Here is a 26,838-nt window from a genome sequence, read left to right on the forward strand (position 1 = left end):
CGGACACCGGCGCCCGGGAGGCTGCTCCGAGAGCCCCGCGCGTCGTCGAAGAAACCGCCGATGAGCACTGCCGATCCGGCGGCTCCGACATCGAATACGACAGATCGTAGGACCCGCTCGGCTCGGGCACCGGTGAGGGTTTAGGATCAGTAACCAGCGCTCGGTTTGTTCATGTGCCGACCCACGTCCGAAGGGGTTCGGAGTGGGTTTCGGGCAAGAGGAGGATCTGTGACCGCGGTAGACCAACCCACCACGCAAGTGGCTCCAGTGCGTCCGTTCCCGGAGCGCTATCAGCCCAAGGGTTCGTTCATCTACAAGCTGCTGACGACGACGGATCACAAGTTGATCGGCATGATGTACATCTCTGCCTGCTTCGCGTTCTTCCTCATCGGCGGCCTCATGGCCCTGCTGATGCGCGGCGAGCTCGCGATGCCGGGCATGCAGTTCTTGTCCACTGAGCAGTTCAACCAGCTCTTCACGATGCACGGCACCGTGATGCTGCTGATGTATGCGACCCCGATCGTGATCGGCTTCGCCAACTTCGTGCTGCCGCTGCAGATCGGCTCGCCCGACGTCGCCTTCCCGCGACTCAACGCACTCGGCTTCTGGCTGTTCGTCTTCGGTTCGACCATCGCGATCGCCGGCTTCATCACCCCGGGTGGTGCCGCCGACTTCGGTTGGACCGCGTACACCCCGCTGACCGACGCCGTGCACAGCCCCGGCATCGGTGCGGACCTGTGGATCATGGGCCTGGGTGTTTCGGGTCTGGGCACCATCCTCGGCGCGGTCAACATGGTCACCACCGTGGTCTGCCTCCGCGCACCCGGTATGACGATGTTCCGCATGCCGATCTTCACCTGGAACATCCTGGTGACCAGCGTTCTGATCCTCCTCATCTTCCCGCTGCTCACCGCGGCGCTGATGGGTCTCGAGGTCGACCGCCAGTTCGGCGCCCACATCTACGACCCGGCCAACGGCGGCGTCATCCTGTGGCAGCACCTGTTCTGGTTCTTCGGACACCCCGAGGTGTACGTCATCGCCCTGCCGTTCTTCGGCATCGTGTCCGAGGTCTTCCCGGTCTTCTCGCGTAAGCCGATCTTCGGTTACTCGGGCCTGATCTACGCCACCCTCGCCATCGCCGCCCTGTCGGCCGCGGTGTGGGCGCATCACATGTACGTCACCGGCGCAGTGCTGCTGCCGTTCTTCTCCTTCATGACGTTCCTGATCGCGGTGCCCACGGGCGTGAAGTTCTTCAACTGGATCGGAACGATGTGGCGAGGTCACATGACGTTCGAGTCCCCGATGCTGTTCTCGGTCGGCTTCATCGTCACGTTCCTCTTCGGTGGTCTGACCGGCGTCCTGCTCGCCAGCCCGCCGCTGGACTTCCACCTGTCCGACAGCTACTTCGTGGTCGCGCACTTCCACTACGTGCTCTTCGGCACCATCGTGTTCGCCACCTACGCCGGCATCTACTTCTGGTTCCCGAAGATGACCGGACGCATGCTCGACGAGCGTCTCGGCAAGATCCACTTCTGGATGACGTTCATCGGCTTCCACATGACCTTCTTGGTGCAGCACTGGCTGGGCAACGAGGGCATGCCGCGTCGTTACGCCGACTACCTCCCGTCGGACGGCTTCACGACCCTGAACATTATCTCGACGGTGGGTGCGTTCATCCTCGGCCTGTCGACCCTGCCGTTCCTGTGGAACGTCTTCCGCAGCTACCGCTACGGCGAGGTCGTGACCGTCGACGACCCGTGGGGCTTCGGCAACTCGCTCGAGTGGGCCACCTCGTGCCCGCCGCCGCGCCACAACTTCACCGAGCTGCCCCGCATCCGGTCGGAGCGTCCGGCGTTCGAGCTGCACTACCCGCACATGATCGACCGGATGCGTGCCGAGGCGCACGTGGGCCCGGGTCACGAAGCGGGCAAGGACCGTCAGATGGAAGAGGCTCGTCGCGAGCCGTTCACCGTGGGAACGCACGAGGGGTCTCCGGATCCCGACCCGCGCTGACCGGTGAGCAAGGACTCGACAGCCAGTTCCGGTACGACCGTCCTGGTCACTGTCACCGGTCCCGACCGGCCGGGCGTCACCTCTGTTCTCATGGGTGCCCTGGCCGGTCAGGCCGTTGCACTGCTCGACGTCGAGCAGGTGGTCATCCGGGGTCAGCTCACCCTCGGTGTCCTGGTGTCCTCCACCGGCGACCCCGAAGCCCTGCAGGAAGTCGTCGAACAGGCGATGGCGTCCATCGGTTTCGACGTCCGCGTCGAGATCGGGGTGGATCCCGGTAGCAGATCGCCGTCATCGCACGCCGTCGTCATCCTCGGCAGCCCGGTGACAGCGACCGCCTTCAGTGCGGTGGCCGCGAAGCTGGCGAGCCAGGGCGGCAACATCGACTCGATCCGCGGGATCGCCGACTATCCGCTCACCGGTCTCGAATTGATGGTCAGCGTCGCCGGTCGCGGGGGCGTCGCGGCCGACGCGGCCCTTCGCAAGGGCCTCGCCGAGGTGGCGGCGAAACACGCGGTGGACATCGCGGTGGAGCGTGGCGGCCTCGCCCGGCGTGCCAAGCGGCTCATCGTCTTCGACGTCGACTCGACCCTCATCCAGGGTGAGGTGATCGAGATGCTCGCCGCGCATGCAGGTCGCGAGGCCGAGGTCGCCGCGGTGACCGAGGCGGCGATGCGTGGCGAACTCGACTTCGCGCAGTCCCTCCACGAACGTGTCAAAGCACTGGCCGGCCTCGACGCGAGTGTTCTCGACGACGTCGCCAAGTCACTCGAGTTGACCCCCGGCGCGCGCACGACGATCCGCACGCTGCACCGGCTCGGCTTCCACTGCGGTCTCGTATCGGGTGGCTTCCGCCAGGTCATCGACGGCCTCGCGCACGAACTCGAACTCGACTTCGTCCGGGCGAACACCCTGGAGATCGTCGACGGCAAGCTCACCGGCCGGGTCATCGGCGAGGTGGTCGACCGGATGGGCAAGGCACACGCCCTGCGGTCGTTCGCCGACCAGGTCGGCGTCCCGATGGAGCAGACGATCGCCGTGGGTGACGGCGCCAACGACATCGACATGCTCAGCGTCGCCGGACTCGGCATCGCGTTCAACGCCAAGCCTGCGCTGCGCGAGGTCGCCGACGCCACGCTGAATCACCCGTTCCTCGACGGGGTCCTGTTCATCCTGGGTGTGTCCCGCGACGAGATCGAGGCGGCCGACGCCGCCGACGGTGTCTATCGCCGGGTGCCGCTGGGCTGAGTGCGTCCGCTCTCCATGGATGTCGAGGCGATCGCCGCCGATCATCGTCGGCTGGTCGGTTATGTCGGTGGCGGCGATGACCCGTCCGATCCCGCCGACGTCCTGGCGATGGCGATGGTGCTGCGGATCGAGAAGAACGATCCTCCCGACCGCACCGAACTGCTGACCGCTGCGGCGAGAGCTGTCGCGCTGCTGTGCCTCGACGAACGCTGTGCCGGCGAGGGGCCGTGGGCCTCGGCGATGGACGACTGGTGCAATGCGCGCATCCGGAAGATCGCGCGACGCGCGCGTGGAGCGCAATGGGCTGCCGCGCAAGAGGTCTGGGGTGTGACCGCGACTGAGGGCGGCGCATCGGCGCGCGCATTCGTACCCGGACGCGTGGGCGACCTCGACCGTCGTGTCGCGAAGCTGCAGATCGGCGGGACCGACGTCGAGGGGGCGCTGTCCGGCGAACCTCCCGAGCGCGGGGTCGTGCTATGGACCAGTCCGGTCCTGGAGATGACCGTCGGCAAACTGGCCGCGCAGGTCGGGCACGCGTCGATGCTCGCCGCGAAATTGCTGACGACCGAGGAGGCGATTCGATGGCGATCGGATGAGTGCCCGCTCGTGGTTCGCCAGTCCGGTTCCAAGCGATGGCGCGAGCTCCTCGCCGCAGACGCGGCCGGGACGGCGGTGGCCGTGCGCGATGCCGGCTTCACCGAGATCGCGCCCGGATCGGTGACCGTGATCGCCGAAGTCGTGCGTCACGATGGGAAGACGGACGGAGAGCACGGATGAGCGCGGCAGAACTGCCCGACTGGGTGCGTGAACTCGACCTGCAGCCCCACCCCGAAGGGGGCTGGTACCGGCAGACCTGGCGAAGCGAGGTCGAGATCCCGCGCGACGCGCTGCCGGCGGAGTACAACGGCGAACGGGCCGCCGGGACCGCGATCTACTTCGTCCTCATGCCGGGCGACGAGTCCGCGTGGCACACGGTCCGCGGCGCCGAGTTGTGGTTGCACCATCGCGGCGCCCCGGTCGAACTGGACCTCGGCGGCGGCGCCGACGCCCCCGGCGACCCGACCACCGTTCTCGTCGGGCCCGACATCGAATCCGGACAGCATCCTCAGGCGCTCGTGCCGCCGGGTGTGTGGCAACGGGCCCGGCCCGCCGGCGACGAACCGTCGCTGGTCAGCTGTATCGTGGTGCCGGGCTTCGACTTCGAGGACTTTCGGCTGGCCTGAGCGACTACCGGGCAGCTGCCAACGGTGTGTTCACCGGGGCCAGATGACCGAACGTCGCCATCCAGGACTCGCGGTCGGGTGCGAATGACGCGACGATCAGCTCGTCGGCATCGGCATGGCCGGCGAACCAGGTCAGGTACTCGCGAACCTGCTCGGGTGTGCCGACGCCCGTGTAGGTCGACATCTCGTCGATCTGGCGGCCCTGCGGCATCGACAAGATGGCATCTGCCTCGTCGTCGGTGAAGGTGCGACCGCGGCCGAAGAGCAGCGACACTCGTTGGCGTTTCGAGATCTGGAGTAGTTCCTTCGCGCGGTCGCCGTCGTCGTCCGCTATGGCCCCGACACCTGCGATCACGTAGGGCTCTGCGAGGACCTCGGAGGGCCGGAATTCGCGGCGGTACAGCGCAACAGCCTCGGTCAGGGCCTGCGGTGCGAAGTGGGACGCAAAGGCATAGGGAAGACCGAGCGCGGCGGCCAGCTGGGCGCCGAACAGCGAGGAGCCCAGGATGTACAGCGGGACGTGCGTTCCGGCGCCGGGGGTGGCGCGGACGCCCTCGATGCGGGACTCGTCGCCGAGAAACGCCTGCAGCTCCAGGACGTCGTGCGGGAAACGCTCGGCGGAGGCGTGCGTCCGTCGGAGGGCGGTGAAGGTCTGCTGATCGCTGCCCGGGGCGCGTCCGAGACCGAGGTCGATACGTCCGGGATGAAGCTCGGCCAGTGTGCCGAACTGTTCGGCGATGGTGAGTGGGGCGTGGTTGGGAAGCATGACCCCACCGGCTCCGAGGCGGATGGTCGAGGTGTGCGCCGCCACGTGAGCGATCAGCACGGCCGGCGCCGACGACGCGATCGTCGGCATGTTGTGGTGCTCGGCGTACCAGATCCGACGGTAGCCCCACTCTTCCGCGCGCTGCGCGAGTTCGACACTGGCGGAAAGGCTTTGCTGAGCCGTCTCGTCGGGACCGATCTGCGCGAGGTCGAGGATCGACAAGGGGAGGTTCGAAGACGTCACGAATGAGGTCAACCGTGAGCACGCCCGTTCCTATTCCCGTGCGGTTGTGGGGTTTCCCGATCACCTCGACGGCGCCGAGAGTCGACACGTCCGGACGCGGGGTCGTGGTGCAGGATGGGGGAGTGACCGATTCCGATCCCGACCTCCTGATCGATTTTCGCGATGTCGCCGTCGTCCGTGGCGGCAAGACCCTCGTCGGCCCGCTGTCCTGGCAGGTGGAACTGGACGAACGATGGGTGATCATCGGACCCAACGGCGCAGGCAAGACAACGCTGATCCGGCTGGCCGGTGCGGAGATCCATCCGACCTCGGGAACCGCCTTCGTGCTCAACGAGAAGCTCGGCCGGGTGGAGATCCGCGAACTGTCGACCCGGATCGGTGTCTCCAGCCCGTCGCTGGTCGACCGGGTGCCGCCGGAGGAGATCGTCAGCGACGTCGTGATCTCGGCGGGCTACGCGGTCCTCGGCCGCTGGCGGGAGAGTTATGACGCGATGGACCGCGCGCAGGCCGTCGAGTCGCTGGAATCGATGGGTGCCGAGCACCTCGCCGACCGCCGCTTCGGCACGCTGTCCGAAGGTGAGCGCAAGCGCGTCGTGATCTCGCGCGCGCTGATGACCGATCCCGAACTCCTGCTGCTCGACGAACCCGCCGCGGGCCTCGACCTCGGCGGACGCGAAGAGCTTGTCGACCGTCTTGCGCGTCTGGCCGCCGATCCCGACGCCCCGGCCATCGTGTTGATAACCCACCATGTGGAGGAGATCCCCGAGGGTTTCACCCACGCACTCATCCTGTCCGAGGGTGGCGTCGTGGCACAGGGTCTGCTCGAAGAGGTGCTCACCAGTGAGAATCTCACCGCCGCCTTTCGGCAGCAGATCGTTCTGGACAAGGTCGACGGTCGGTACTTCGCGCGGCGACGGCGCCGCGCGGGCGGCCATCGGCGAGCAGCAGGAGGTAATTGATGACGTCGACGGAACCGGGTCCGGGAGTCGTGTCCGCGCCGTTGCGGGACGCCGCGACGGTCGTGCTCGTCCGCGACGCCGCCGAGGGCATCGAGGTGTTCCTCCAACGCCGCGTCAAGCAGATGGCCTTCGCGGGCGGCATGACGGTGTTCCCGGGCGGCGGGGTGGACAAGCGCGACGCCGACGCCGACCTGGCGTGGACCGGTCCCGACGCGGCCTGGTGGGCCACGCAGTTCGCCAGTGACGCCGAGACCGCGCAGGCGCTGGTGTGCGCTGCGGTCCGCGAGACCTTCGAGGAGTGCGGCGTCCTGCTCGCGACGGACGCCGACGGCGCGTTCGCCGACCCTGCCGGCCTGGCCGACGATCGGCGACGCCTCGTCGAGAAGTCGTTGTCGTTCGCGCAGTTCCTCACCTCGCGCGGGCTCACGCTGCGTGCCGATCTTCTGCGGCCGCTCGCCCACTGGATCACCCCGGTCAACGAGAAGCGACGCTACGACACCCGGTTCTTCCTGGCGGCGATGCCCGACGGTCAGCATGCCGACGCCGAGACCACCGAAGCCGAGGTCGCGAGGTGGGTGAATGCCCGGGTCGCGATCGACTCATGGGCGGCGGGCGCGCATTTCCTCATGCCGCCGACGTGGTCGCAGCTCAACTATGTCTCCGGGTTCTCGAGCATCGACGAACTGCTCGACGCCGAGCGCGTCATCGAACCGGTCCTGCCCGACGTCACGCCCGGCGCGGGACTCGCCGGCCTCGGTTTCCCCAACTCCGACGAGTACTTCCGAACGCTCGGCGATCAGAAGCCGCCGGACATCACGCTCTGACGCAGACGCTCTCAGAGGGAGGGCGCCAGCACCCCGGCGGCGCTGGACCGCCCGCCGAACAGCATCACGATGTCGCGAATCGGTGCCTCGACGACTTCACCTTCGCCGACCGCGAACCCGCTGTCGGTGGCCACGAACCGTCGTCCGGCGTTGCGTCGCCGCGCATGGAACGGAAATCCGGTCGACCACAGGTAGGCGGCACACGCCGTCGCGGCGTCGTGCGGCATCGTCCGGTCGATGGCGAGGGGCACCGTGATGTCCTGCCCGTGCAGCAGTGAGTCGAGGAGCGGAGCCATCGGGGTCGTCCCGATCGGATGACGGCGGGACCCGACCATGGCGCGCAACGTGGCGGCCGCCTCGTCGGCCGAGGTGTGGTCGCGCAACGCGAGTTCGCGGATCATCGTGTCGAACCGGAACCCGTACCGGCATGCGGCGAGCATCGCGCGTATCGGTGAGGTGTGTGAGTGGGTGAGGTGGACCGCGACGTCGCGCACCGTCCACGCGTCGCAGAGCGACGGGGTGGCGAGTTGTTCGGAAGTGAGGGTCTCGATCAGCGCGGCGAGTTCGAGCCGTTGCTCGTCGATGTGTTGCCAGATGAGGTCGGTGTCCATGATCGCTCCCACTACGGATCGATAGTCAGGTTCCCTGACTGATATTAGTCAGGTCTTCGTACTAACGTCAATGGGGTGTCCGACGACCAGCCGCAGATCGCCGTCCTGATGTTCATCGCCCACCGTGCGACCGAGCGTCGGGTGTTGGCACGGATCGCCGAAGAAGGGGCCGGCGACATCACCCCGGCGCAGTCCCGGGTCCTGCAACGGCTGGCGCCCGAGCCGATGCGGCTGACCGACCTCGCCGAGCAGGCGGGTGTCACCAAACAGACCGCGGGCGGCATCGTCGACCAGCTGGAAGCCGCGGGCTACCTGACCCGGGTGCCCGACCCGACCGACCGTCGCGCGCGGCTGGTGACCCTGAGCGAACGGGGTGTGCGGCTGTGTGAGGTCGCTGCCCGCGAGGTCGAGGTGCAGGAGCAGGAGTGGCGCGAGCATCTCGGTGCCGAACAGTTCGCCGCCCTCGAGGAGGCGATGCGGTCGTTGCGCGAGGTCACCGATCCATATCGATGACCTCGGCGCCCTCGTCGTCACCGATGTCGTCACGGTCGGCCCAGTCGATGAGCGTGTCGAGGCGGTGGGCGACATCGTCGATCTCGCCGTGGAGGTCCCCGAGTTCGGCGAAGCGGGCCGGCACGGTGGCGATCGTGAAGTCGTCGGGTTCGATGTCGTCGATCTCGGCCCAGGTGATCGGTGTCGACACGGTGGCCCGTTCGTTACCGCGCACGGAATAGGCCGAGGCCATCGTGTGGTCGCGGGTGTTCTGGTTGTAGTCGACGAAGACCGCGGCGGGGTCACGGTCCTTGCGCCACCACGTCGTCGTCACGTCGTCGGGCGCCCGGCGCTCGACCTCCCGCGCGAACGCCAGCGCGGCGCGTCGGACCTGGGGGAAGCCCCATTCCGGTGCGATGCGGACATAGATGTGCAGGCCTCGACCACCCGAGGTCTTCGGGAACCCGCGCATGCCCAGCTCGTCGAGCACCTCTTCGACGACGTGCGCCACGCGGCGAACCCGCGGAAACGTGCACTCGGGCATCGGGTCGAGGTCGATTCGCCATTCATCGGGGGTCTCGGGATCGGCGCGACGCGAGTTCCAGGGGTGGAACTCCACGGTCGACATCTGCACCGCCCAGATCACCGACGCCAATTCGGTGACGCACAGTTCGTCGGCGGTGCGGCCGAACCGCGGGAAGTAGATCTCGGTGGTCTCCAGCCAGTCCGGTGCGCCGGCCGGGACGCGTTTCTGGTGCACCTTGTTGCCGCTGACGCCCTTGGGAAACCGGTGCAGCATGCACGGGCGGTCGCGCAGGGCGCGCACGATCCCGTCGCCCACTGACAGGTAGTACTCGGCGAGGTCGCGCTTGGTCTCGCCGCGCTCGGGAAAGTAGACGCGGTCCGGGCTCGACAGCCGGACGGTGCGTCCGCCGACCTCGAGTTCGATGGGATCACCTGCGGAAGCCGACGTTTTCGCCATGTCCGTCACTGTATGACTCCGGCGTCCGCGGCGGCGGACTCTGCGGGCCGCGTCTCCGGGCTGGGGCATCGACGGGACTTACCAACCGGTAGCCTTCGACCATGCCTGAGTTCGTGACCCTCGAGTGCTCCGACGCTCATCCGGGCGTCGGCACCATCCTGCTGCAGCGGCCACCGATGAACGCGTTGAGCCGGCAGGTGCAGGCCGAACTGGCCGCCGCGGCCCAGGAGGCGTCCGTGCGCACGGACATCAAGGCGGTCGTCGTCTACGGCGGCCCGAAGATCCTCGCGGCCGGCGCCGACGTCACCGAGATGCGAGACATCGGCTACGCCGAGATGAGCCGGGTGGCGGGTCGTCTGCAACGCGATCTCGGCGCGATCGCCGCGATCCCCAAGCCGACCGTCGCCGCCATCACCGGATACGCGCTCGGCGGCGGGCTCGAAGTCGCGCTGGGTGCCGACCGTCGGATCGCCGGCGACAACGCGAAGCTCGGCCTGCCCGAGGTGCTGCTCGGGCTGATCCCCGGCGGCGGCGGAACCCAGCGGCTGGCTCGCCTCATCGGCCCGTCGAAGGCCAAGGACCTGATGTTCACCGGGCGATTCGTCGACGCCGAGGAGGCGCTGGCCATCGGACTCGTCGACGAGGTCGTCCCGCCCGACGAGGTCTACAACGCCGCGCTCGCCTGGGCCGGGCAGTTCACCGGCGCCGCCTCGGTGGCGCTCGCGGCGATCAAGAAGGCCGTCGACCAGGGGTTGGACGTCGACCTCGACACCGGACTCAAGATCGAGGAGCAGCTGTTCGCCCCGCTGTTCGCGACCGAGGACCGCGCCATCGGCATGGCGTCGTTCGCCGAGAACGGCCCGGGGAAGGCGGAATTCGTCGGCCGTTGAGCCGGCGGAGTCACCGCGATCCCCGACTTCATCACCGACACCACCACGCAACAGGAAGCGATCATGACCACCGATGCCACGCCGGGCACTGATCCGGCTCCCAACCCGCACGCCACCGAGGAGCAGGTCAAGGCGGCACTCACCGACACGAAGCTCGCCCAGGTGCTCTACCACGACTGGGAGGCCGAGACCTACGACGAGAAGTGGTCGATCAGCTTCGACGAACGGTGCATCGACTACGCGCGTGGCCGTTTCGACGCCGTCGCCACCGACGAGCCCCTCCCGTACGGCCGCGCGATGGAACTCGGTTGCGGCACCGGCTTCTTCCTCCTGAACCTGATGCAGTCGGGGGTCGCGGCCAAGGGATCGGTGACCGACCTCTCGCCCGGCATGGTCAAGGTCGCGCTGCGCAACGCGGAGAACCTGGGGCTCGACGTCGACGGTCGCGTCGCCGACGCGGAGAAGATCCCCTACGACGACGACACTTTCGATCTCGTCGTCGGACACGCTGTGCTGCACCACATCCCGGACGTCGAGCAGGCACTTCGTGAGGTGTTGCGGGTGCTCAAGCCCGGCGGTCGCTTCATCTTCGCGGGTGAGCCGTCGACGATCGGCGACTTCTATGCACGCTGGATGAGCCGCGCCACCTGGTTCGCCACGACGAAAATCACCAAGCTGGGCCCGCTGCAAGGATGGCGGCGCCCGCAGGAGGAACTCGACGAGTCCTCCCGCGCGGCCGAACTCGAGGCCGTGGTCGACATCCACACCTTCGATCCCGACGAGCTCGCCGGCATCGCCCGCGCCGCCGGTGCGCACAAGGTGGACACCGCCACCGAGGAACTGGCCGCCGCGATGCTCGGCTGGCCGGTGCGCACCTTCGAAGCCGCGGTGCCGCCGGAGAAGCTGGGGTGGGGCTGGGCTCGGTTCGCCTTCGGCGGATGGAAACGCCTCACCTGGCTCGACGAGAACGTGCTGCGCAAGATCGTGCCGCCAAAGTTCTTCTACAACGTCGTGGTGACGGGTGTGAAGCCGCAGTAGGCGGAACCCCGTCAGGTCCGCCCGGCCCTGGCGAGCGGCCCGGCGATCAGTGGTCGCGCGTCGCCGTACTGCCACTCGGTCACCCAGGCGCCCTCGTCGATGAGTGTGTCGGACGTCGCCCAGATGGTGTGTGACCGCGGCCGTGAGCCCGACGGTAGCCTGCAAGCATCATGGGCTACTCCTTCAGTCTCGACGACGTCGCGTTCCTGCGGTCGCGGCACGGTGAGAAGGCGGTCGAGACGGTGTCCGGACTCGATCTCACCCCGTCGACCATGCTGTCCGACATCACCGAGGTCCGCAGCCGGTACGCGCCGCACGATGCCGCGCTCATCGAGACGGTGCGGTGCCGCCGGCGAGCGCGCTCGAAGCTGCGTGACGCCGATGGCCTCCTGCTCACCGACGACGCCGGGCAGCAGGCGACCGCGTCGGTGGTCGCCGCGCACCGCGCCGCCGAGGTCGCGGGACGATTCCCGGGGTCGGTGGTGCACGACCTGACCTGCTCGATCGGCGCGGAACTTCGAGAGCTGGTGCGTGTCAGCGGTATTCGTGGTGTCATCGGCAGCGACATCGATCGGGTCCGGCTCGCGATGGCGCGGGCGAACGTGCCCGACGCCACGTTGCTGATCGCGGATGCACTCACCCCGACATCGACCGCAGACGTGCTCCTCGCGGACCCGGCACGGCGGTCGGACGCGGGCCGGACCTTCCGGCTCGATCAGCTGACGCCACCGCTCTTCGAGCTGCTGACCACCTATCCGGGCCGCCTGATGATCGTGAAATGCGCTCCCGGACTGGATCATCAGATGCTGCGGAACCGCTTCGGCTTCGACGGCGAGGTCCAGGTCACCTCGCTCGACGGCGGCGTGCGGGAGGCGTGCCTGTGGTCGGGGCCGGGTGTGGAGCCCGGTCGCCGGGCCACCGTCCTGCGGACCAGGCCTGACGGCACGGTCGCCGAGGTCGAGATCACCGATCGCGAAGACGACGACGTGCCCGCCGGTGAGGTCGGGGAATGGATCGTCGACCCGGACGGGGCGATCGTGCGGGCGGGGCTGGTCAGGCACTACGCCCACCGGTTCGGACTATGGCAGCTGGATCTGCAGATCGCCTACCTGACCGGCACTTCCGTCCCCGAAGGAGCGCGCGGATTCCGGGTGATCGAGCAGACGGGGGTGACCGAGAAGTCGCTCCGCAAGGCGCTCGCCGCGCTGGACTGCGGCCCGCTCGAGATCCTTGTCCGCGGACTCGACGTCGACCCCGATCGGCTGCGAAAGAAGCTCAAGCCCAAGGGCTCCCGCTCGCTGTCGGTGGTGCTGACCCGGATCGGACGCAAGGGCGTCGCGTTCATCTGTGAGCCGGGAGTCCGGTTCTAGACCGCTTTCGCCGGTCTACCGGCGACTATTCGAGGTTGGCCTTGCTGTCGAAGAAGTAGACCTCTCCGAGGTTGGTCGCGGTGGCGATCTGTCCGGAGTAGGACACCGAGACCCCGGTCGCGAAGCCGCGCGATTCAGGCAGCGGGAGAGTGCGCTTCGTCGCGCCGTCGGCGGTGGACACCTCGACCAGGGACAGGGTGTCCTTGCCCGGATCGCGCGCCACCGTCCACGCGGTCTGCTGCTGGGTCAGCGCCGACAGGCTCACCGTCGCCAGATCGGTACGCTGCCAGACCTGTTCGGCTCGGTCGCCCTGGTCGCGCAGCAGGGTCAGCGGGGCGCCCAGTGAGCCGGTGGGGATGATCAGGCCGTCCGGTGAGACGGTCATCGTCGCAAAACCGTGCCCGCCGATGTCGTAGGTCCACCGCGTCGATCCGTCCTCGGCGTTCAGCGCGACGATCTTGCCGTCGCGTGAGAATGCGTAGACGGTCGCGCCGTCGGCTGACAGCGTCGGGGTCCCGACGACGCCGCTCGGGACGTCGGCCTGCCAGGCGGTGCGGACCTCGCGCGCGCCGGCGACCTCGCCGTATTTCATCGCGCGGATCTGTGAGGTCGCGGCGCCTTCGGGAAAGAAGTTGAGGTAGAAACGTTCTCGTTCGGTGTCGACGGCGGCGGGAGCGGGAATCGCGCACTGCGGCCCGTTGCGCACGCAGTCTCCGAAGCCGCGGAGAGGCTGCGCGGGATCGGCGTCATCGCGCAGGTTCACCTCGGGAGCGAGGAGTTCGTTGCGCTGGGTGTCGATCAGCAGGATCTGTCCCTGGGTGGTGACGACCAGCACCGCGCTGGGGGCCGCGAACTTCGCCGAGAGCGGCACGCCGATCACGCCCGCGCGCCAACGGATGGCGCCGCCGGCGTTGAAGGCGAGGAAGGTCGTCTCCTCACCGAGATAGGGCTGGTCGTACTGGTCGACGAGCATCGCGCTGATCTCGACACCGGCGCGCATGTCCTTGCAGAAGTTCTTCCGTCCCGACCGGCTGTCGAGCACGAGGACGTTGCAACCCTCGGCCGCATTGGACGTCACACCCACGTTGCCTTTGCCCGAGATGGTCACCGGCGCGGTGACGGGACCGCCGGTCGGTCGTGTCCAGCTCAGCGTCAGATCTTCCGGCACATCGGCATACGCGAAGTTGGCGTTGCCCGGGACACCGCCGTAACTGGGCCAGCCGACGCTCGGGACGGACCGGACGTCGATGTGGCCGTCCGAGCAGGCGGCGAGGACCAGCGAGCACACGGCCGTGAGCGCGACGAGCAGGCGGGTCAGCGCAGATCGGCGGCGTCGAGACACCTGCGGTCGTGCGAAAGCCATCCTGCTCCTCGTCGTCGTGTCCGGAGTCGTCGTCGAACCAAGGCACCGGACATGCCATCGAACCGGCACCCGACGTGCCAGCAGTGAGCCTATCGTGCGCGAAATTCGCGTCGATTAGGGTTTCTCGTCATGACCACCATGTGGAATGCCTCGTACCGGTCCCGCCGGCGCGCAGGCCGACGCCGCGACCCCGACCAGGCGCGTTTCCTCACCCTCGATTCGCTGCGCTGGGTGAAACGCAATCGCGCGTACACACCGTGGTACCTCGTGCGCTACTACCGTCTCGCCCGATTCCGCCTGGCCAATCCGCACATCGTGCTGCGGGGCATGGTGTTCCTCGGGCGCAATGTCGAGATCCACGCGACACCGGAGCTCGCCCGCATGGAGATCGGGCGCTGGGTACACATCGGCGACGGCAACTCCATCCGCTGTCACGAAGGCAGCCTCCGCATCGGCGACAAGACCGTCTTCGGCTGCAACAACGTGGTCAACTCCTACCTCGACCTCGAGATCGGCGGGTCCACCCTCATCGCCGACTGGTGCTACATCTGCGACTTCGACCACAAGATGGACGACATCACGCTGCCGATCAAAGACCAGGGCATCGTGAAGGGCCCGGTTCGGATCGGCCCGGACACCTGGGTCGCGGCCAAGGTGTCGGTCCTGCGCAACACCATCGTGGGCCGCGGATGCGTGCTCGGCTCGCACGCGGTGGTCAAGGGCGTGATCCCCGACTACGCCATCGCGGTCGGCGCGCCCGCCCGGGTGGTCAAGAACCGGATGGACGACTGGGCGTCGAACGCGGCGGAGCGCGCCGAACTCGAACGCGCTCTCGCCGACATCGAACGAAAGAAGGCCGCGGCCGAACGGGAGTGACCCTTCGTGACGCCCTCCGCAGGCTCCGGGCTCCTCAGGGAGCAGTGGGTCGCGCTCGCTGAGGTGCGGGTGTGCGGCCTGCCCGCTCCCTGAGGTGCGAGCGAAGCGAGCCTCGAAGGGCTACGCCTGGCCCGGGTCCCGTTCCGGCAGAGGACGTTCGGGAATGTCGGGACGTCCGATCGCGTGCCGGACCCGACGCTTCGCCGCGAGGTGCACGCTCGCGGTCCGCTCGGCGACCTCGGCCCAGGAGAACTCCGCGGTGAGCCGCGCCCGGGCCCGCAGTGCCCGTTGCGCCGCCGCGCCCGGATCGGACAGCGTCGCACGGACCGCTGCCGCCAGACCGGCGACATCGGCAGGCTCGAAGGTCAGTCCGGTGTCGGGCTCGCGGACCGCCTCACCCAGACCGCCCGCGGTCGACACGATCAGCGGCGCGCCGGTCGCCGCAGCCTCCAGCGCCACGATCCCGAACGGCTCGTAACGGCTGGGCAGAACGATGGCGTCGCATCGGTGCATCAGCGTCACCAGCTCACCGTGGTCGACCGGGCCGACGAAGGTCACCGCCTTGCCGACCCGGTGCCTGCGCGCCTGCTCCATCAGCCAGTCCCGCTGGGTGCCGTCACCGGCGACGGTCAGCGTCGTACGCGGATGGCTGCGCCGGATACGGGGCAGCGCGGCCAGCAGATCCTGCACGCCCTTCTCGTATTCGAGCCGTCCCGCGAACAACAACTCGGCCGGTCCGCCCGTCCGCGGACGCTCGGCGAACGGCCACGTCCGGATGTCGATGCCGTTGTGGATCACCGTGATGTCGGCCGCGTCGTACCCGAACAACCGGTTCACCTCGTCGCGCATCGACGCCGAACACGTGATGAGAGCATCGGACTCCGACACCAGCCACCACTCCACCGAATGCACCTGACGGTTCGTCCGGCCGCTCACCCAGCCGCTGTGCCGCCCCGCCTCGGTCGCGTGGATCGTGGAAACCAAAGGCACATCGAAGAATTCGGCCAGTGCGATGGAGGGATGGGCGACCAGCCAATCATGCGCGTGCACCACGTCGGGCACCCACCGCGATGCCGATCCGCTCCCGGCGCCGTGCAGATTCGGCCCGCTCGCTCCGCTCCCGGCGCCGTGTGGATCCGGCCCGCTCGCTCCGCTTCCGGCGCCGTGCAGAATCCGCAGCCCCGCCCGAACGAACGCATGCCCCATCGCGAGCGTCCAGGCCATCATGTCCTGCCCGAACTCGAACTCCGGCGGATCCTCGGCGACCGCCACGACGCGCACACCCTCGACGACGGTGTCCGTCGTGGGATGACTCACCGCATCGGTTCCCGACGGTCGACGGGTCAGGACCACCACGTCGTGACCCGCGGCGGCCATCTCGGTCGCCAGGTGATGCACGTGCCGGCCGAGTCCGCCCACCACCACCGGCGGGTACTCCCACGACACGAACAACACCCTCATCCGATTTCCCCCTCGGTGTCGATCCCCCCTGGGCCGATGTCCGCTGGACGGCCGGTCTCGGTGCCGATCCCGTCGGCGGTCAGCGTGGTCTGCAGACGGCGCGCATCGAGAGCGGGGAACAGATTGTCGGCGCGCGACCAGTTCGCGGCGAGCGTCTCGGCAGCGTCGTCGCGGCCTCGCATCGCCGCGTCGCTGATCTCGCGGGTGGCGTGCGCATGCGTGTGAGCTCGCGACACAGCGTACTGCGCGGCAGTGTCCTTCGACACCATGAACGGCCAGTCCGACGACACGGTCAGCAGTGCCTCCCGCACGATCTGATCGGCCACGCGACTGCGCTCGCCGCCCCGGTGCCGCAGCTTGGCGACGGCGTCGAGGGCCGTCTCGGTGACCTCGGCGTTCAGGTCGACCAGGTGTTGTACGGCCGGGCCGTTCCACACCCGCCAGTCCTTGCCCGACCCCCACGACGACCGGGGAAGGTCGAACGGTGCACCGACGAACCCGGCTCGTGTCGCGCCCGCGAGTGTTCCGACGGTGACCCCGACCTCGGGCAGGCGGCGGAGCACGCGTTCGAGCCAGACCGGCCCCTCGTGCCACCAGTGGCCGAACAGCTCGGTGTCGAACGCCGCGACGACCAGCGCCGGGCGGCCGATCCGGTCGGACTCGTCGACGAGGCGGGTGCGCACGTGCGCGACGAAGTCCTCGACGTGCCGGTCGAGAACCGCGTCGACCCGTGCCGGGTCATAGGGCTTCTTGTCCTCGCCCGACACGGTCCGGCCGGTGACGCGGAACCGCTTGAGCCCGGTCTCGTGGTCGTACGTGTGGAAGTCGCGGTAGGCGCCGTGGCCCGGATAGCCCGACTTCGGCGACCAGACGCGATAACTCACCGTCAGGTCACGGCCGTAGGCGACGACGGCGCTGTCGCCGACGGGGCGTCCCAGCGCGGTGTCACCGTGCAAGGCGGGTCCGTCGACCATGAAGTGACGCACACCTGCGCGGTCGTACTCGGTCTCCATGCCCGGCGCGAAGGCACATTCGGGAGCCCAGATGCCGGCCGGATCGAAACCCCAGCGTGAATGGGCGTCGGCGAGCCCCTCGGTCAGCGAGAAGTGGCGCAGTCGCGGGTCGAGCAGCGGCGCGAACGGGTGGCCGAGTGGACCGCCGAGGATCTCGACGACCCCGCTCGAGGCCAGCCCGCGGATCAGCGGCGACGCACCGTGACGCCATCGGCTCGCGAAGGTGTCGAGAGCGCGCTGGGCATCGAGGTACTCGCGGCGTCCGGCCGCAGCACGGTCGGCGTCCCGGGACATCGCGGCCTGGGTGGCCCGCAGTTGCCAGTCGGCGAGCCACTCGTACATCGACGACGCGCAGTGCGGGTCGTCGAGCTGCGCGGCCAGTACCGGCGTGATGCCCAGCGAGAGCTGATCGGTGAAACCGTCGGCGGCCAGACGCTCGAGCATGTCGACCAACGGCAGATACGACGCCGCCCACGACTGATACAGCCACTCCTCGCCGACCGGCCAGCGGCCGTGATTGGCCAGCCACGGCAGATGCGAATGCAGGACCAGCGTGAACTGGCCGGGAACGGGCGCGGTACCGGTGATCACCCGTCAGCCCCGCAACGCGACCGCGAACAGGTCGAGGGAGGCGTCGATGTCGCACTCGCGCGAGTCGACGACCTCGAAGTCCTCGGCGACCACGCCGGCGACATCCGCGGTCAGCTCGTCGGGCCACGGCTCGCCGGCGAGCGCGCGCTCGATCTGGGCGTCGATGAGTGAACCTCCCCACTTGGTGTCGAGCGCCCGCAGCCGCGGACCGTGGACGACGCCCAGCATCGCGTTGACCACGAAGTCCCCGCCGAGAAGCAGGTCGGTGAGTTCGGCCGCGTCGAGCTCACGGGTGTGGAACGGGTTGAGCGGTGTGTCGCGACCGGGGGAGAAGGTGATGCGGTTGGGCGTCGACATCAGCAACAGCCCGCCGGGGCGCAGCACGCGGTGACACTCGGCGACGAAACGTGGCTGATCCCAGAGGTGCTCGATCACCTGGAAGTTGACCACGACGTCGACCGAGGCGTCGTCGAGCGGGAGGTCGACGAGATTGCCCTGGTGGACGACGAGTTCGGGGTAGCGGCGACGGGTGTGCTCGACCGCGGCGGTGTCGTAGTCGACGCAGACCACCGACGACGCCCCGGCGTCGGCGATCATCGCGGCGCCGTAACCCTCGCCGGACCCGGCTTCGAGAACGGCACGGCCCGCGCACCGGTCGGCGATGTGGCGATAGGCGATCTCGTGGCGCCGGAACCAGTAGTTCTCGGCGGGGATCCCCGGGACCGTGCGCTCGCCGGTGAGCGCGAGTTGCTCGTCGGTGTCGAGCGCCTCGAGACCAGTGGTTGCCGTCCCGCGCGACGATCCGAGGTCTGCGTCAGTCATCTGAGAGAGACTAGGGCATGCCCCGCCGGTCACCGGGTCCGTCGTACCGAGCGAGCGAACGGTCGCCGCATTGTGTGAGGTAGTCGATGTTTAGTGAGAGGATAGGAGACGCTAAAGTGGTGAGGACCCATGGCCTTACCCGCCGGTAAGTTGCCGAACCCGATGCAGGAGGTCGACGAAGACCCATGACAAACATTGTCGTACTGATCAAGCAGGTTCCCGACACGTGGTCCGAGCGCAAGTTGTCCGACGACGACTACACCCTGGACCGTGAAGCCGCTGACGCCGTCCTGGACGAGATCAACGAGCGCGCCGTCGAGGAAGCGCTGAAGATCAAGGAGGCAGACGGCGGTGAAGTCACCATCCTGACTGCGGGACCCGAGCGCGCGACCGACGCCATCCGCAAGGCGCTGTCGATGGGTGCGGACAAGGCGATCCACATCAAGGACGACCTCATGCACGGCTCGGACGCGGTCCAGACCGCATACGTGCTCGCGCGGGCACTCGGCACGGTCGAGGGTGTCGAGCTGGTCATCGCCGGCAACGAGGCCACCGACGGTCGCGTCGGCGCCATCCCGGCCATGATCGCCGAGTACCTCGAGCTCCCGCACCTGACGCACCTGCGCAAGCTGACCCTCGAGGGCGAGACCCTCAAGGGCGAGCGCGAGACCGACGACGGCATCTTCCACGTCGAGGCCACCCTGCCGGCCATCGTCAGCGTCAACGAGAAGATCAACGAGCCGCGCTTCCCGTCCTTCAAGGGCATCATGGCCGCCAAGAAGAAGGAAGTCACCGTCCTCACCCTCGCCGAGATCGACGTCGAGGCGAGCGACGTGGGCCTGGAGAACGCCGGCTCGGTCGTGACGGCGAACACCCCGAAGCCGCCGAAGACCGCGGGTGAGCGCGTCACCGACGAAGGCGACGGCGGCACCAAGGTCGCCGAGTACCTGGTCGGCCAGAAGATCATCTGACCTTCTCGACGCAGACCACCGGCGAACCCCCAGACATTCAGGAGAGAACCACCATGTCAGAAGTACTCGTGCTCGTGGAGCAGGACGCCGAAGGCGCCCTGAAGAAGGTCACCAGCGAGCTCATCACCGCCGCCCGCGCTCTCGGCACCCCGTCGGCAGTCGTGGTCGGCAAGCCCGGCTCGGCCGACGGCATCCTCGACGGCCTCAAGGAGGCCGGCGCGGAGAAGGTCTACGTCGCCGAGTCCGACGACGCGGGCAATTACCTCATCACCCCGCAGGTCGACGTGCTGGCCTCGATCGCCGAGTCGGCCTCGCCGGCCGGGATCCTGGTCGCGGCGACCGCCGACGGCAAGGAGATCGCCGGCCGGTTGGCCGTGCGTCTCGGCTCCGGCGTCCTCGCCGACATCGTCGACGTCAAGGAGGGTGGCGTGGGCGTCCACTCCATCTTCGGTGGCGCCTTCACCGTCGACGCGCAGGCCAAGGGAGACGTGCCCGTCTTCTCGATCCGCCCCGGTGGTGTCGAGGCGGCTCCGCAGGCCGGCGCCGGCGAGCGTGTCGACGTCGAGGTCCCCGCTCAGGGCGAGGGTGCGGTCAAGATCACCAAGGTCGAGCCGAACGTCGGCGGCGACCGCCCGGAGCTGACCGAGGCGTCGATCGTCGTCTCGGGTGGCCGCGGTGTCGGCAGCGCCGAGAAGTTCTCGGTCGTCGAGGAACTCGCCGACGTGCTCGGTGCCGCTGTGGGCGCCTCGCGTGCGGCCGTCGACTCCGGCTACTACCCGGGCCAGTTCCAGGTCGGCCAGACCGGCAAGACCGTGTCGCCGCAGCTGTACGTCGCCCTGGGCATCTCGGGCGCCATCCAGCACCGCGCCGGCATGCAGACCTCGAAGACGATCGTGGCCGTCAACAAGGACGAAGAGGCCCCGATCTTCGAGATCGCCGACTACGGCATCGTCGGTGACCTGTTCAACGTCGCGCCGCAGCTGACCGAAGAGGTCAAGAAGCGCAAGTGATCATGCGCTGATCCGCTCAGAAACCCGGTGACCCCCGACCCCGTGTCGGGGGTCACCGTGCGTTCGGGGGTCGTTCACCCGCTCGTGGCCGTCGCGGGTCGTGTTCACCCGGTGGCGGCCCGAGTTCACCGAACCCGCACCGACACGACACACTGCGGTGGTCCCGCCGATGCCCGGTCTGGCTTTCATTCGAGTCATGAACGCCATGCAGTCGCCAGTCCGCACCGGCCACGTCTCGCGCGCACCGTTCACGCGAGCCGAGCCGAGGACCCTGCTCACCGCGGGGCCCATCCGCGTCCTCGTGTCCGACGACCCCGCCGACATCGTCGCCGCGCAGGAGTTGCGGTACCGCGTCTTCGCCGATGAACCCGGTTTCTCCGATCGCATCGGTGACTCGGCCACCGGCCGGGACGTCGACCGCTTCGACGCCTTCTGCGAGCACCTCATCGTCCGCCACGCCGACGACGGTGTCGTCGGATGCGCGCGAGTCCTCGCCCCGGCCCGGGCGATCGCCGCCGGCGGGTGGTACTCGGCGACCGAGTTCGATCTTCGCGAGATGAACGACATCGTCTCCGCCACAGTCGAATTGGGGCGTGCCTGCGTGCACTCCGGGTACCGCGACGGCTCGGTGACCGCGCTGATGTGGGCGGCGCTGCTCCAGTACATGGACGACGCCGACCTGCGCTACCTGATGGGGTGCGTGTCGGTGCCGCTGCACAGTCCGGGGGAGTGGCTGCCGGGGTCGTCGCTGCGCGCCCTGCGGGATCGACTGCGCGACGAGCATCGGGATGCGCGGCGTCAGGCCCACCCGCTCGTGCCGGCACGCGTGGGCGGACGCCTGCTCGACGACATCGTGCCCTCGGACACGGTCGCGATGCCGCCGCTGATGCGCGGATACCTGCGCCTCGGTGCCCGGATCTGCGGCGAGCCGGCGGTCGACGACGTCTTCGACGTCGCGGACTTCCTCACCCTGCTCGACCGCGAGGGCGCGAACAGACGCTACCTGGACCGGCTGCGATCGAGTGCCAGACGGCTCGGCTCGCCCCGCACGGACGCCGCGCCGGAGCCCGGGGGCGCGGCACGATGACCGCGCTGCTGGCCGGTCCGGTCTCACCGCGCACGGCTGGTCCGCGACGCGGCCACGCACAGTGCCCGCCGGCCCGCCCGCCCGGCGCGCTCACGCATCCGTGGTTCCCGATCAGCACCTGCGGCGAAGGATGCCTCGGCCCGACGGTGGCGCGGCGCTTCGACGCGATCGCCGACGCGACGATCGTCGGGTGGCGCCTGTGCCGGCTCGCGGCGGTCGCGATGTGGATCGTCTGGGCCGTCCTGACCGCTCGGGCGGTGGCGGGTCTGCGTCGACGACCGCCACGTTCGCTCCGCGCCCCTGCATCGAGTGCACTGCTGGCGGCCCTGGGGATCTCCGTCGACGTCGAGGACCGCCGAGCAGACCCTGCCCGAGCGGGGCTGGTGGTCGCCAATCACATCTCCTTCCTCGACGTGCTCGCACTCGCGCTGATCAGCCCCGCGCACGTGGTGGCCAAATCCGATGTCGTCGGGATGCCGGTGGTGTCCTCCCTCGCGCGCAGGTTCGGCGTCATCGCCGTCGACCGCGGCACACTCCGCGGGTTACCGGAGACGGTCGGCGAGGTCGCCGGACACCTGCACCGCGACTCGTCGGTGATCGTGTTCCCCGAGGGCACCACCTACTGCGGTCGATCCGGCGGCGCGTTCCGCCCGGCGTTCTTCCAGGCCGCGATCGACGCGGATGTCCCGGTGGTGCCGGTGAAGCTGCGATTCGTCGGCACCGACGGGACCACCGCGACGGCGCCGAGTTTCATCGGCGCCGACACCCCGGCCGACACCCTCCGGCGGGTTCTGCGGGCACGTGGCCTGGCCGTCACGATGGTCATCCACCCACCCGAGGCGCCCGGCCGGGATCGTCGCGAGCTGGCGGGTCGATGCGAGCGCGTCGTGGCGGGCCTTCCCGCCGCCGCGGAAAGTGACATCATCCGTTCTCTCATATAGGTTTCACCGGTAGCCGTCCGCAGGTCTGTGGACGATAACCGCGCACCTCCAGGAGGCGACGATGACGTCCACCCGAACCCGAGAAGCCGCGCGCACCAAGTTCTTCGAACTCCGCGATGTCGACGGCCGGGTCGACGACGCCGATCTCGACACCGTCTGGGCCGGATTGTCGACGCTCCGGCCCGAGGAGATGCTCGGCGCCTGGAAGGGTGGCGAGTTCACCACCGGGCACGCCATCAACGGCACGCTCGCCAAGGCCAACTGGTTCGGCAAGACCTTCACCTCGCGCAGCGACGTCCAGCCTCTGGTGTGCCGTGACGACAACGGCAATCTCTTCTCCAACACGAAGCTCGGCAAGGGCGAGGCGAGCCTGTGGGCGATCGAGTTCCGCGGCGAGATCACCGCGTCGATGGTCTACGACGGCCAGCCGGTCATCGACCACTTCAAGCGGGTCGACGACACCACGGTGATGGGGATCATGAACGGTAAGGGCGGCGTCATCGACGGCCGTCACCTGTACTTCTATCTCGAGCGGGTCTGAGCGCGACCGGTCGCCGGAGTGGCCTCACACCTCCCGACGTGCGCGTTCGGCGTCGTGCGGCCGCTACCGGGTCGGCAGGCCGGCGATCGGCGGCCCGATCGCGGAATTTGTCGGCGACCTACGCGCGTTTATCCTTGCTAGCGATGCCCGTGCCAAGCCGACCGCCCGTGAAGGCGCCTGTCTACCTCGATCACGCCGCTTCGACGCAGATGCTGCCCGAAGCCGTCGAGGCGATGACGGCCGTCTTCGCCCAACCGGGTAACGCCTCGTCGCTGCACGGATCCGGCCGCACCGCGCGCCGTCGGCTCGAGGAGGCGCGCGAGGCCATCGCCGCGGCTGTCGGCGCCCGGCCGTCCGAGGTCGTGTTCACCGGGGGCGGGACGGAGTCCGACAACCTGGCGGTCAAGGGCATCTACTGGTCCCGGCGGAACGCCGACCCGCGCCGTCGCCGGATCATCACCTCCGCGGTCGAACACCATGCCGTCCTCGACCCCGCTCAGTGGCTCGCCGACGAGGCCGGCGCCGATCTCGTACTGCTACCCGTCGATGCCGACGGTGTGATCTCGCCGGCCGACCTGCGTGCCGAGCTCGAGGCGCACGCGGACGAGACCGCTCTCATCTCGGTCATGTGGGCCAACAACGAGGTCGGCACGATCCAGCCGATCACCGAGATCGCCGCGCTCGGGTCCGAGTTCGGCATCCCCGTGCATTCCGACGCGATCCAGGCCGTCGGCCATCTGCCGGTCGATTTCGCGGCCAGCGGCCTCTCGGCGCTCAGCCTGGCCGCCCACAAGTTCGGCGGGCCGCAGGGTGTCGGCGCCCTGCTGCTCGGTCGGGACGTCGGGTGTGTGCCGCTGCTGCACGGCGGCGGCCACGAACGCGACGTCCGGTCGGGAACGCAGGACGTCGCCGGCGCGGTCGGCATGGCCGCCGCGCTGTCGTGGTGCGTGCAGAACCTGGACACCAACACCGCCCACCTGCGGGCGCTGCAGACCCGGTTGACCGAGGTCCTGCTCGGCGTGGACGGAGCGGTGCGCAACGGGGCCGACGGTGCCGGCCGCCTCCCGGGCAACGTGCACGTGTCGTTCGCCGGGTGCGAGGGTGACTCGTTGCTGATGCTCCTCGACGCCAAGGGCGTCGAATGCTCGACCGGATCGGCCTGCACCGCCGGGGTGGCGCAGGCCAGTCATGTGCTCCTCGCGATGGGGCTGGACATGGCCGACGCACGGTCGTCGTTGCGGTTCTCCCTCGGCCACACCACCACCGACGCCGACATCGACGCGGTCGCCGCGGTCATCGACGGGGTCGTCGACCGGGCACGAGCCGCGGGCCTGGTATCGGTCCCCGGCGGAAGGATCTCCTGATGCGAGTACTGGCGGCGATGAGTGGCGGCGTCGACTCGGCGGTCGCCGCGGCACGAGCGGTCGAGGCCGGTCACGAGGTGGTCGGTGTTCATCTGGCGCTGTCAACGGCTCCGGGTGCGCTGCGCACGGGGTCGCGCGGATGCTGTTCACGTGAGGACGCCTCCGACGCCCGCCGGGCGGCCGATGTCCTCGGAATCCCGTTCTACGTCTGGGATTTCGCCGACCGCTTCAAAGACGATGTGATCGACGAGTTCGTCGAGGCCTACGCGGCCGGACGCACACCGAACCCGTGCCTGACGTGCAACGAGAAGATCAAGTTCGCGGCCCTCGCCGACAAGGCGGTCGCCCTCGGTTTCGACGCGCTGGCCACCGGCCACTATGCCCAGCTCGTCGACGGGGAGCTACGGCGTGCGGTCGACGCCGACAAGGACCAGTCGTATGTGCTCGCCGTCCTGACGCGTGATCAGTTGTCGCGGGCGATGTTCCCGATCGGCGACACCCCGAAGACCGAAATCCGAGCCGAGGCGGCCCGCCGCGGGCTGGCCGTCGCGGACAAGCCGGACTCCCACGACATCTGCTTCATCCCGAGCGGCGACACCCGCGCGTTCCTCGGTGCCCGCATCGGTGTTCGGCCGGGGGCGATCGTGGACGCGGCGTCGGGTGAGCGTCTCGCCGAGCACGACGGAGTCCACGGTTTCACCATCGGTCAGCGCAAGGGCCTCGGGGTCGACGCGCCCGCCGCCGACGGCAAGCCGCGCTATGTCACCGAGATCGATCCCGATTCGGGGACGGTCACCGTCGGGACGGCAGCCGACCTGCAGGTCTGGGGGATCACCGCCACCCGCGCGGTCTGGACCTCGGGTGTCACTCCCGGCGAGCCCTTCGACGCGATGGTGCAGGTCCGCGCCCACGGCGGACTCGCGCCGGTGCGCGCGACCGCGACCACGATCGACGGGGGACCAGGTATCGAGATCGTCCTGCAGGAGCCACTCACCGGCGTCGCCCGCGGTCAGGCCGCGGTGCTGTACCTGCCCGATGCCCGGCGCGGCGACCAGGTCGTCGGGTGCGGGCGGATCGCCACCACCTCGTCGCAGCCGACTGTCGTGCCGACTCCGTGACCGGATCATCGGCTCTGCCCACCGGTGTGGGCACCGGTGTGGGATCGATGCCGGGCACCGACGCGCGAGCCGCGGCCGAGGTGGTCAACGGCGAACTCGACCTCACACACCTCGTCGAACTCCCCGGCCGAGGTATCGGCTCGGATCTGATCGGCCGGATGGCGGCGATCCTCGTCGATCTGCCGATGGACACCGCGACGTGGGGATACCGTCTCGCGCAACGCCACTCCCGCCTGGCACGGCGTGCATCCGACCTCCTCGCCGAGGACCTCGACGTCGTCGAGGAGCTCTGGGAGACCGCGGGTTTCGTCGGCACCGGACGCCCGTTCAAGGTGCAGGTCGCCGGTCCGTTCACCACGTCGGCGTCGGTCGAGCTGGCAAACGGGCAGCGAGTCCTCAAGGATCATGGCGCGGTCCGCGACATCGTCGAGTCGACGGCCGAGGGCGTGCGCGCGCACGTCGCCGAGGTACAACGCCGGCTCGGCGCGCGCGTGGTGGTCCAGCTCGACGAGCCGATGATCGGTCAGGTCATCGACGGCACGGTGAAGCCGCTGACGCGCTTCGACCCCATCCGGGCGATACCGGTGGTCGAGGTGGCCCGTGCACTCACCGAACTCATCGACCATGTCGGCGCACCGGTGATCCTGCACGACTGCGGCAGACCGCGATGGGAACTGATCGAACACCTTCCCGGCGTCGGCTATTCGATCGACCTGACCAAGCCCTCCCCGGCCGATCTCGACGGCATCGGCATGCTCGTCGATCGCGGCGGCGTGCTGCTCGCGGGACGCGTGCCGTCGACCGCACCCGATCGCCCGTTGGCCGCCGAACACGTGGCGACCGAACTCGCCGCGCTCACCGATCGCATCGGTCTGAGCCGGAAAGTGTTGTCGGACAACATCATCGTGACCCCGACCTGCGGTCTGGCCGGCGCGTCGACGAGCTGGGCCAAGACGGCGCTGGCGGTCACCGCGAAAGCCGGTCAGCTACTCGGCAGCGATCCGTCGGCACTCTGAAACCCCTG

Annotated in this window: 26 protein-coding genes; 19 read left to right on the top strand and 7 right to left on the bottom strand. The window is 68.9% G+C overall.

The features are described 5' to 3' along the window. Positions 1 to 228: 228 nt before the first annotated feature. Genes ctaD through AMD30_RS13065 form a run of 4 tightly spaced genes read left to right on the top strand, consistent with a single transcriptional unit; the run spans position 229 to position 4,481 of the window. Positions 229 to 2,013, top strand: coding sequence for an aa3-type cytochrome oxidase subunit I (gene ctaD, locus AMD30_RS13050; protein ID WP_055475917.1), 1,785 nt, complete (start codon positions 229 to 231; stop codon positions 2,011 to 2,013). Positions 2,014 to 2,016: 3 nt separating this feature from the next. Beyond that, complete coding sequence (serB, locus tag AMD30_RS13055; protein ID WP_055475918.1) at positions 2,017 to 3,258, top strand: phosphoserine phosphatase SerB; 1,242 nt, start codon at positions 2,017 to 2,019, stop codon at positions 3,256 to 3,258. A 15-nt stretch (positions 3,259 to 3,273) separates the two neighbouring features. Then, on the top strand, positions 3,274 to 4,035 hold the full coding sequence (locus tag AMD30_RS13060) for a peptidyl-tRNA hydrolase (protein ID WP_055475944.1): 762 nt from the start codon (positions 3,274 to 3,276) through the stop codon (positions 4,033 to 4,035). Further along, positions 4,032 to 4,481 carry a cupin domain-containing protein gene (locus AMD30_RS13065; RefSeq protein ID WP_055475919.1) on the top strand — a complete coding sequence of 150 codons (450 nt, stop codon included), beginning with the start codon at positions 4,032 to 4,034 and terminating at the stop codon, positions 4,479 to 4,481. The genes AMD30_RS13060 and AMD30_RS13065 overlap by 4 nt, the downstream gene beginning before the upstream one ends. 4 nt (positions 4,482 to 4,485) lie before the next feature. Here AMD30_RS13065 and AMD30_RS13070 read toward each other — a convergent pair whose 3' ends face one another. Beyond that, positions 4,486 to 5,490, bottom strand: coding sequence for an LLM class flavin-dependent oxidoreductase (locus AMD30_RS13070; protein WP_035717013.1), 1,005 nt, complete (start codon positions 5,488 to 5,490; stop codon positions 4,486 to 4,488). Between the two features lie 122 nt (positions 5,491 to 5,612). Between AMD30_RS13070 and AMD30_RS13075 the strand changes: the two genes are divergently transcribed. Both AMD30_RS13075 and AMD30_RS13080 read left to right on the top strand, forming a co-directional pair. After that, the gene (locus AMD30_RS13075) at positions 5,613 to 6,449 is read left to right on the top strand and encodes an ABC transporter ATP-binding protein (protein WP_055475945.1); all 837 of its coding nucleotides are present in this window, start codon (positions 5,613 to 5,615) and stop codon (positions 6,447 to 6,449) included. Next, positions 6,449 to 7,273 carry an NUDIX hydrolase gene (locus tag AMD30_RS13080; protein ID WP_055475920.1) on the top strand — a complete coding sequence of 275 codons (825 nt, stop codon included), beginning with the start codon at positions 6,449 to 6,451 and terminating at the stop codon, positions 7,271 to 7,273. The genes AMD30_RS13075 and AMD30_RS13080 overlap by 1 nt, the downstream gene beginning before the upstream one ends. 11 nt (positions 7,274 to 7,284) lie before the next feature. On the opposite strand, the gene AMD30_RS13085 is transcribed toward AMD30_RS13080, so the two are convergent. Then, positions 7,285 to 7,884, bottom strand: a complete 600-nt coding sequence (locus tag AMD30_RS13085) for a maleylpyruvate isomerase family mycothiol-dependent enzyme (RefSeq protein ID WP_055475921.1) — start codon at positions 7,882 to 7,884, stop codon at positions 7,285 to 7,287. 108 nt (positions 7,885 to 7,992) lie between these two features. Between AMD30_RS13085 and AMD30_RS13090 the strand changes: the two genes are divergently transcribed. Continuing rightward, entirely contained in the window at positions 7,993 to 8,397 is a 405-nt protein-coding gene (locus AMD30_RS13090; protein ID WP_035717031.1) for a MarR family transcriptional regulator, read from the top strand. On the opposite strand, the gene ligD is transcribed toward AMD30_RS13090, so the two are convergent. Then, positions 8,378 to 9,358: a non-homologous end-joining DNA ligase gene (gene ligD, locus AMD30_RS13095; RefSeq protein WP_010841364.1), complete on the bottom strand. Its 981-nt coding sequence runs from the start codon at positions 9,356 to 9,358 to the stop codon at positions 8,378 to 8,380. The two genes, AMD30_RS13090 and ligD, sit on opposite strands and share 20 nt — an antisense overlap. Positions 9,359 to 9,459: 101 nt before the next feature. Here ligD and AMD30_RS13100 point away from each other — a divergent pair, with 101 nt between their 5' ends. The 3 genes from AMD30_RS13100 (at position 9,460) to AMD30_RS13110 (ending at position 12,656) form a co-directional block, all read left to right on the top strand. After that, entirely contained in the window at positions 9,460 to 10,248 is a 789-nt protein-coding gene (locus AMD30_RS13100; protein ID WP_055475922.1) for an enoyl-CoA hydratase/isomerase family protein, read from the top strand. A gap of 63 nt (positions 10,249 to 10,311) precedes the next feature. Continuing rightward, positions 10,312 to 11,286, top strand: a complete 975-nt coding sequence (locus tag AMD30_RS13105; RefSeq protein ID WP_055475923.1) for a class I SAM-dependent methyltransferase — start codon at positions 10,312 to 10,314, stop codon at positions 11,284 to 11,286. A 170-nt stretch (positions 11,287 to 11,456) separates the two neighbouring features. After that, positions 11,457 to 12,656, top strand: a complete 1,200-nt coding sequence (locus tag AMD30_RS13110; protein ID WP_055475924.1) for a class I SAM-dependent methyltransferase — start codon at positions 11,457 to 11,459, stop codon at positions 12,654 to 12,656. A gap of 25 nt (positions 12,657 to 12,681) precedes the next feature. On the opposite strand, the gene AMD30_RS13115 is transcribed toward AMD30_RS13110, so the two are convergent. Continuing rightward, positions 12,682 to 14,019, bottom strand: coding sequence for an outer membrane protein assembly factor BamB family protein (locus AMD30_RS13115; RefSeq protein WP_055475925.1), 1,338 nt, complete (start codon positions 14,017 to 14,019; stop codon positions 12,682 to 12,684). Positions 14,020 to 14,148: 129 nt separating this feature from the next. On the opposite strand from AMD30_RS13115, the gene AMD30_RS13120 reads away from it, so the two are divergent. Then, entirely contained in the window at positions 14,149 to 14,895 is a 747-nt protein-coding gene (locus tag AMD30_RS13120; protein ID WP_010841357.1) for an acyltransferase, read from the top strand. A 120-nt stretch (positions 14,896 to 15,015) separates the two neighbouring features. On the opposite strand, the gene AMD30_RS13125 is transcribed toward AMD30_RS13120, so the two are convergent. From AMD30_RS13125 to AMD30_RS13135, 3 genes are read right to left on the bottom strand one after another with little or no spacing between them, the layout of a single operon-like run. Further along, positions 15,016 to 16,356: a glycosyltransferase family 4 protein gene (locus AMD30_RS13125; protein ID WP_055475926.1), complete on the bottom strand. Its 1,341-nt coding sequence runs from the start codon at positions 16,354 to 16,356 to the stop codon at positions 15,016 to 15,018. Then, on the bottom strand, positions 16,353 to 17,960 hold the full coding sequence (locus AMD30_RS13130; protein ID WP_055475927.1) for a 1,4-alpha-glucan branching protein domain-containing protein: 1,608 nt from the start codon (positions 17,958 to 17,960) through the stop codon (positions 16,353 to 16,355). Before AMD30_RS13130 ends, AMD30_RS13125 begins: the two co-directional genes overlap by 4 nt. Positions 17,961 to 17,963: 3 nt before the next feature. Next, on the bottom strand, positions 17,964 to 18,782 hold the full coding sequence (locus AMD30_RS13135; RefSeq protein WP_055475928.1) for a class I SAM-dependent methyltransferase: 819 nt from the start codon (positions 18,780 to 18,782) through the stop codon (positions 17,964 to 17,966). Between the two features lie 185 nt (positions 18,783 to 18,967). Here AMD30_RS13135 and AMD30_RS13140 point away from each other — a divergent pair, with 185 nt between their 5' ends. The 8 genes from AMD30_RS13140 to AMD30_RS13175 all read left to right on the top strand — a co-directional run bounded on the left by AMD30_RS13140 (position 18,968) and on the right by AMD30_RS13175 (position 26,830). Next, positions 18,968 to 19,753 (top strand): electron transfer flavoprotein subunit beta/FixA family protein, encoded by a 786-nt coding sequence (locus AMD30_RS13140; protein WP_010841353.1) that lies wholly within the window; start codon positions 18,968 to 18,970, stop codon positions 19,751 to 19,753. 53 nt (positions 19,754 to 19,806) lie between these two features. Next, a complete protein-coding gene (locus AMD30_RS13145; RefSeq protein WP_010841352.1) occupies positions 19,807 to 20,763 on the top strand; it encodes an electron transfer flavoprotein subunit alpha/FixB family protein in 957 nt (318 codons plus the stop codon). Positions 20,764 to 20,863: 100 nt separating this feature from the next. Next, positions 20,864 to 21,850, top strand: coding sequence for a GNAT family N-acetyltransferase (locus AMD30_RS13150; protein WP_055475929.1), 987 nt, complete (start codon positions 20,864 to 20,866; stop codon positions 21,848 to 21,850). Continuing rightward, positions 21,847 to 22,791, top strand: coding sequence for a lysophospholipid acyltransferase family protein (locus AMD30_RS13155; protein ID WP_055475930.1), 945 nt, complete (start codon positions 21,847 to 21,849; stop codon positions 22,789 to 22,791). Before AMD30_RS13150 ends, AMD30_RS13155 begins: the two co-directional genes overlap by 4 nt. A 61-nt stretch (positions 22,792 to 22,852) precedes the next feature. Further along, positions 22,853 to 23,332 carry a DUF4334 domain-containing protein gene (locus AMD30_RS13160; RefSeq protein WP_010841349.1) on the top strand — a complete coding sequence of 160 codons (480 nt, stop codon included), beginning with the start codon at positions 22,853 to 22,855 and terminating at the stop codon, positions 23,330 to 23,332. Between the two features lie 143 nt (positions 23,333 to 23,475). Further along, positions 23,476 to 24,696, top strand: coding sequence for a cysteine desulfurase family protein (locus tag AMD30_RS13165; RefSeq protein ID WP_014927518.1), 1,221 nt, complete (start codon positions 23,476 to 23,478; stop codon positions 24,694 to 24,696). Further along, positions 24,696 to 25,814 carry a tRNA 2-thiouridine(34) synthase MnmA gene (gene mnmA / locus AMD30_RS13170; RefSeq protein ID WP_055475931.1) on the top strand — a complete coding sequence of 373 codons (1,119 nt, stop codon included), beginning with the start codon at positions 24,696 to 24,698 and terminating at the stop codon, positions 25,812 to 25,814. The genes AMD30_RS13165 and mnmA overlap by 1 nt, the downstream gene beginning before the upstream one ends. Then, positions 25,811 to 26,830, top strand: coding sequence for a methionine synthase, B12 independent (locus AMD30_RS13175; protein WP_014927516.1), 1,020 nt, complete (start codon positions 25,811 to 25,813; stop codon positions 26,828 to 26,830). Before mnmA ends, AMD30_RS13175 begins: the two co-directional genes overlap by 4 nt. Positions 26,831 to 26,838 lie beyond the last annotated feature (8 nt).

It is taken from the genome of Gordonia sp. HS-NH1 (assembly GCF_001418765.1).
GTDB lineage: Bacteria > Actinomycetota > Actinomycetes > Mycobacteriales > Mycobacteriaceae > Gordonia.

Excerpts from the sequence above, each read along its gene's own strand:
- AMD30_RS13060 (WP_055475944.1), top strand. The coding sequence starts at position 3,274 with ATGGATGTCGAGGCGATCGCCGCCGATCATCGTCGGCTGGTCGGTTAT.
- AMD30_RS13065 (WP_055475919.1), top strand. The coding sequence starts at position 4,032 with ATGAGCGCGGCAGAACTGCCCGACTGGGTGCGTGAACTCGACCTGCAG.
- AMD30_RS13080 (WP_055475920.1), top strand. The coding sequence starts at position 6,449 with ATGACGTCGACGGAACCGGGTCCGGGAGTCGTGTCCGCGCCGTTGCGG.
- AMD30_RS13085 (WP_055475921.1), bottom strand. The coding sequence starts at position 7,884 with ATGGACACCGACCTCATCTGGCAACACATCGACGAGCAACGGCTCGAA.
- AMD30_RS13090 (WP_035717031.1), top strand. The coding sequence starts at position 7,993 with ATGTTCATCGCCCACCGTGCGACCGAGCGTCGGGTGTTGGCACGGATC.
- ligD (WP_010841364.1), bottom strand. The coding sequence starts at position 9,358 with ATGGCGAAAACGTCGGCTTCCGCAGGTGATCCCATCGAACTCGAGGTC.
- AMD30_RS13100 (WP_055475922.1), top strand. The coding sequence starts at position 9,460 with ATGCCTGAGTTCGTGACCCTCGAGTGCTCCGACGCTCATCCGGGCGTC.
- AMD30_RS13105 (WP_055475923.1), top strand. The coding sequence starts at position 10,312 with ATGACCACCGATGCCACGCCGGGCACTGATCCGGCTCCCAACCCGCAC.
- AMD30_RS13110 (WP_055475924.1), top strand. The coding sequence starts at position 11,457 with ATGGGCTACTCCTTCAGTCTCGACGACGTCGCGTTCCTGCGGTCGCGG.
- AMD30_RS13115 (WP_055475925.1), bottom strand. The coding sequence starts at position 14,019 with ATGGCTTTCGCACGACCGCAGGTGTCTCGACGCCGCCGATCTGCGCTG.
- AMD30_RS13120 (WP_010841357.1), top strand. The coding sequence starts at position 14,149 with ATGACCACCATGTGGAATGCCTCGTACCGGTCCCGCCGGCGCGCAGGC.
- AMD30_RS13125 (WP_055475926.1), bottom strand. The coding sequence starts at position 16,356 with ATGAGGGTGTTGTTCGTGTCGTGGGAGTACCCGCCGGTGGTGGTGGGC.
- AMD30_RS13135 (WP_055475928.1), bottom strand. The coding sequence starts at position 18,782 with ATGACTGACGCAGACCTCGGATCGTCGCGCGGGACGGCAACCACTGGT.
- AMD30_RS13140 (WP_010841353.1), top strand. The coding sequence starts at position 18,968 with ATGACAAACATTGTCGTACTGATCAAGCAGGTTCCCGACACGTGGTCC.
- AMD30_RS13145 (WP_010841352.1), top strand. The coding sequence starts at position 19,807 with ATGTCAGAAGTACTCGTGCTCGTGGAGCAGGACGCCGAAGGCGCCCTG.
- AMD30_RS13155 (WP_055475930.1), top strand. The coding sequence starts at position 21,847 with ATGACCGCGCTGCTGGCCGGTCCGGTCTCACCGCGCACGGCTGGTCCG.
- AMD30_RS13160 (WP_010841349.1), top strand. The coding sequence starts at position 22,853 with ATGACGTCCACCCGAACCCGAGAAGCCGCGCGCACCAAGTTCTTCGAA.
- AMD30_RS13165 (WP_014927518.1), top strand. The coding sequence starts at position 23,476 with ATGCCCGTGCCAAGCCGACCGCCCGTGAAGGCGCCTGTCTACCTCGAT.
- mnmA (WP_055475931.1), top strand. The coding sequence starts at position 24,696 with ATGCGAGTACTGGCGGCGATGAGTGGCGGCGTCGACTCGGCGGTCGCC.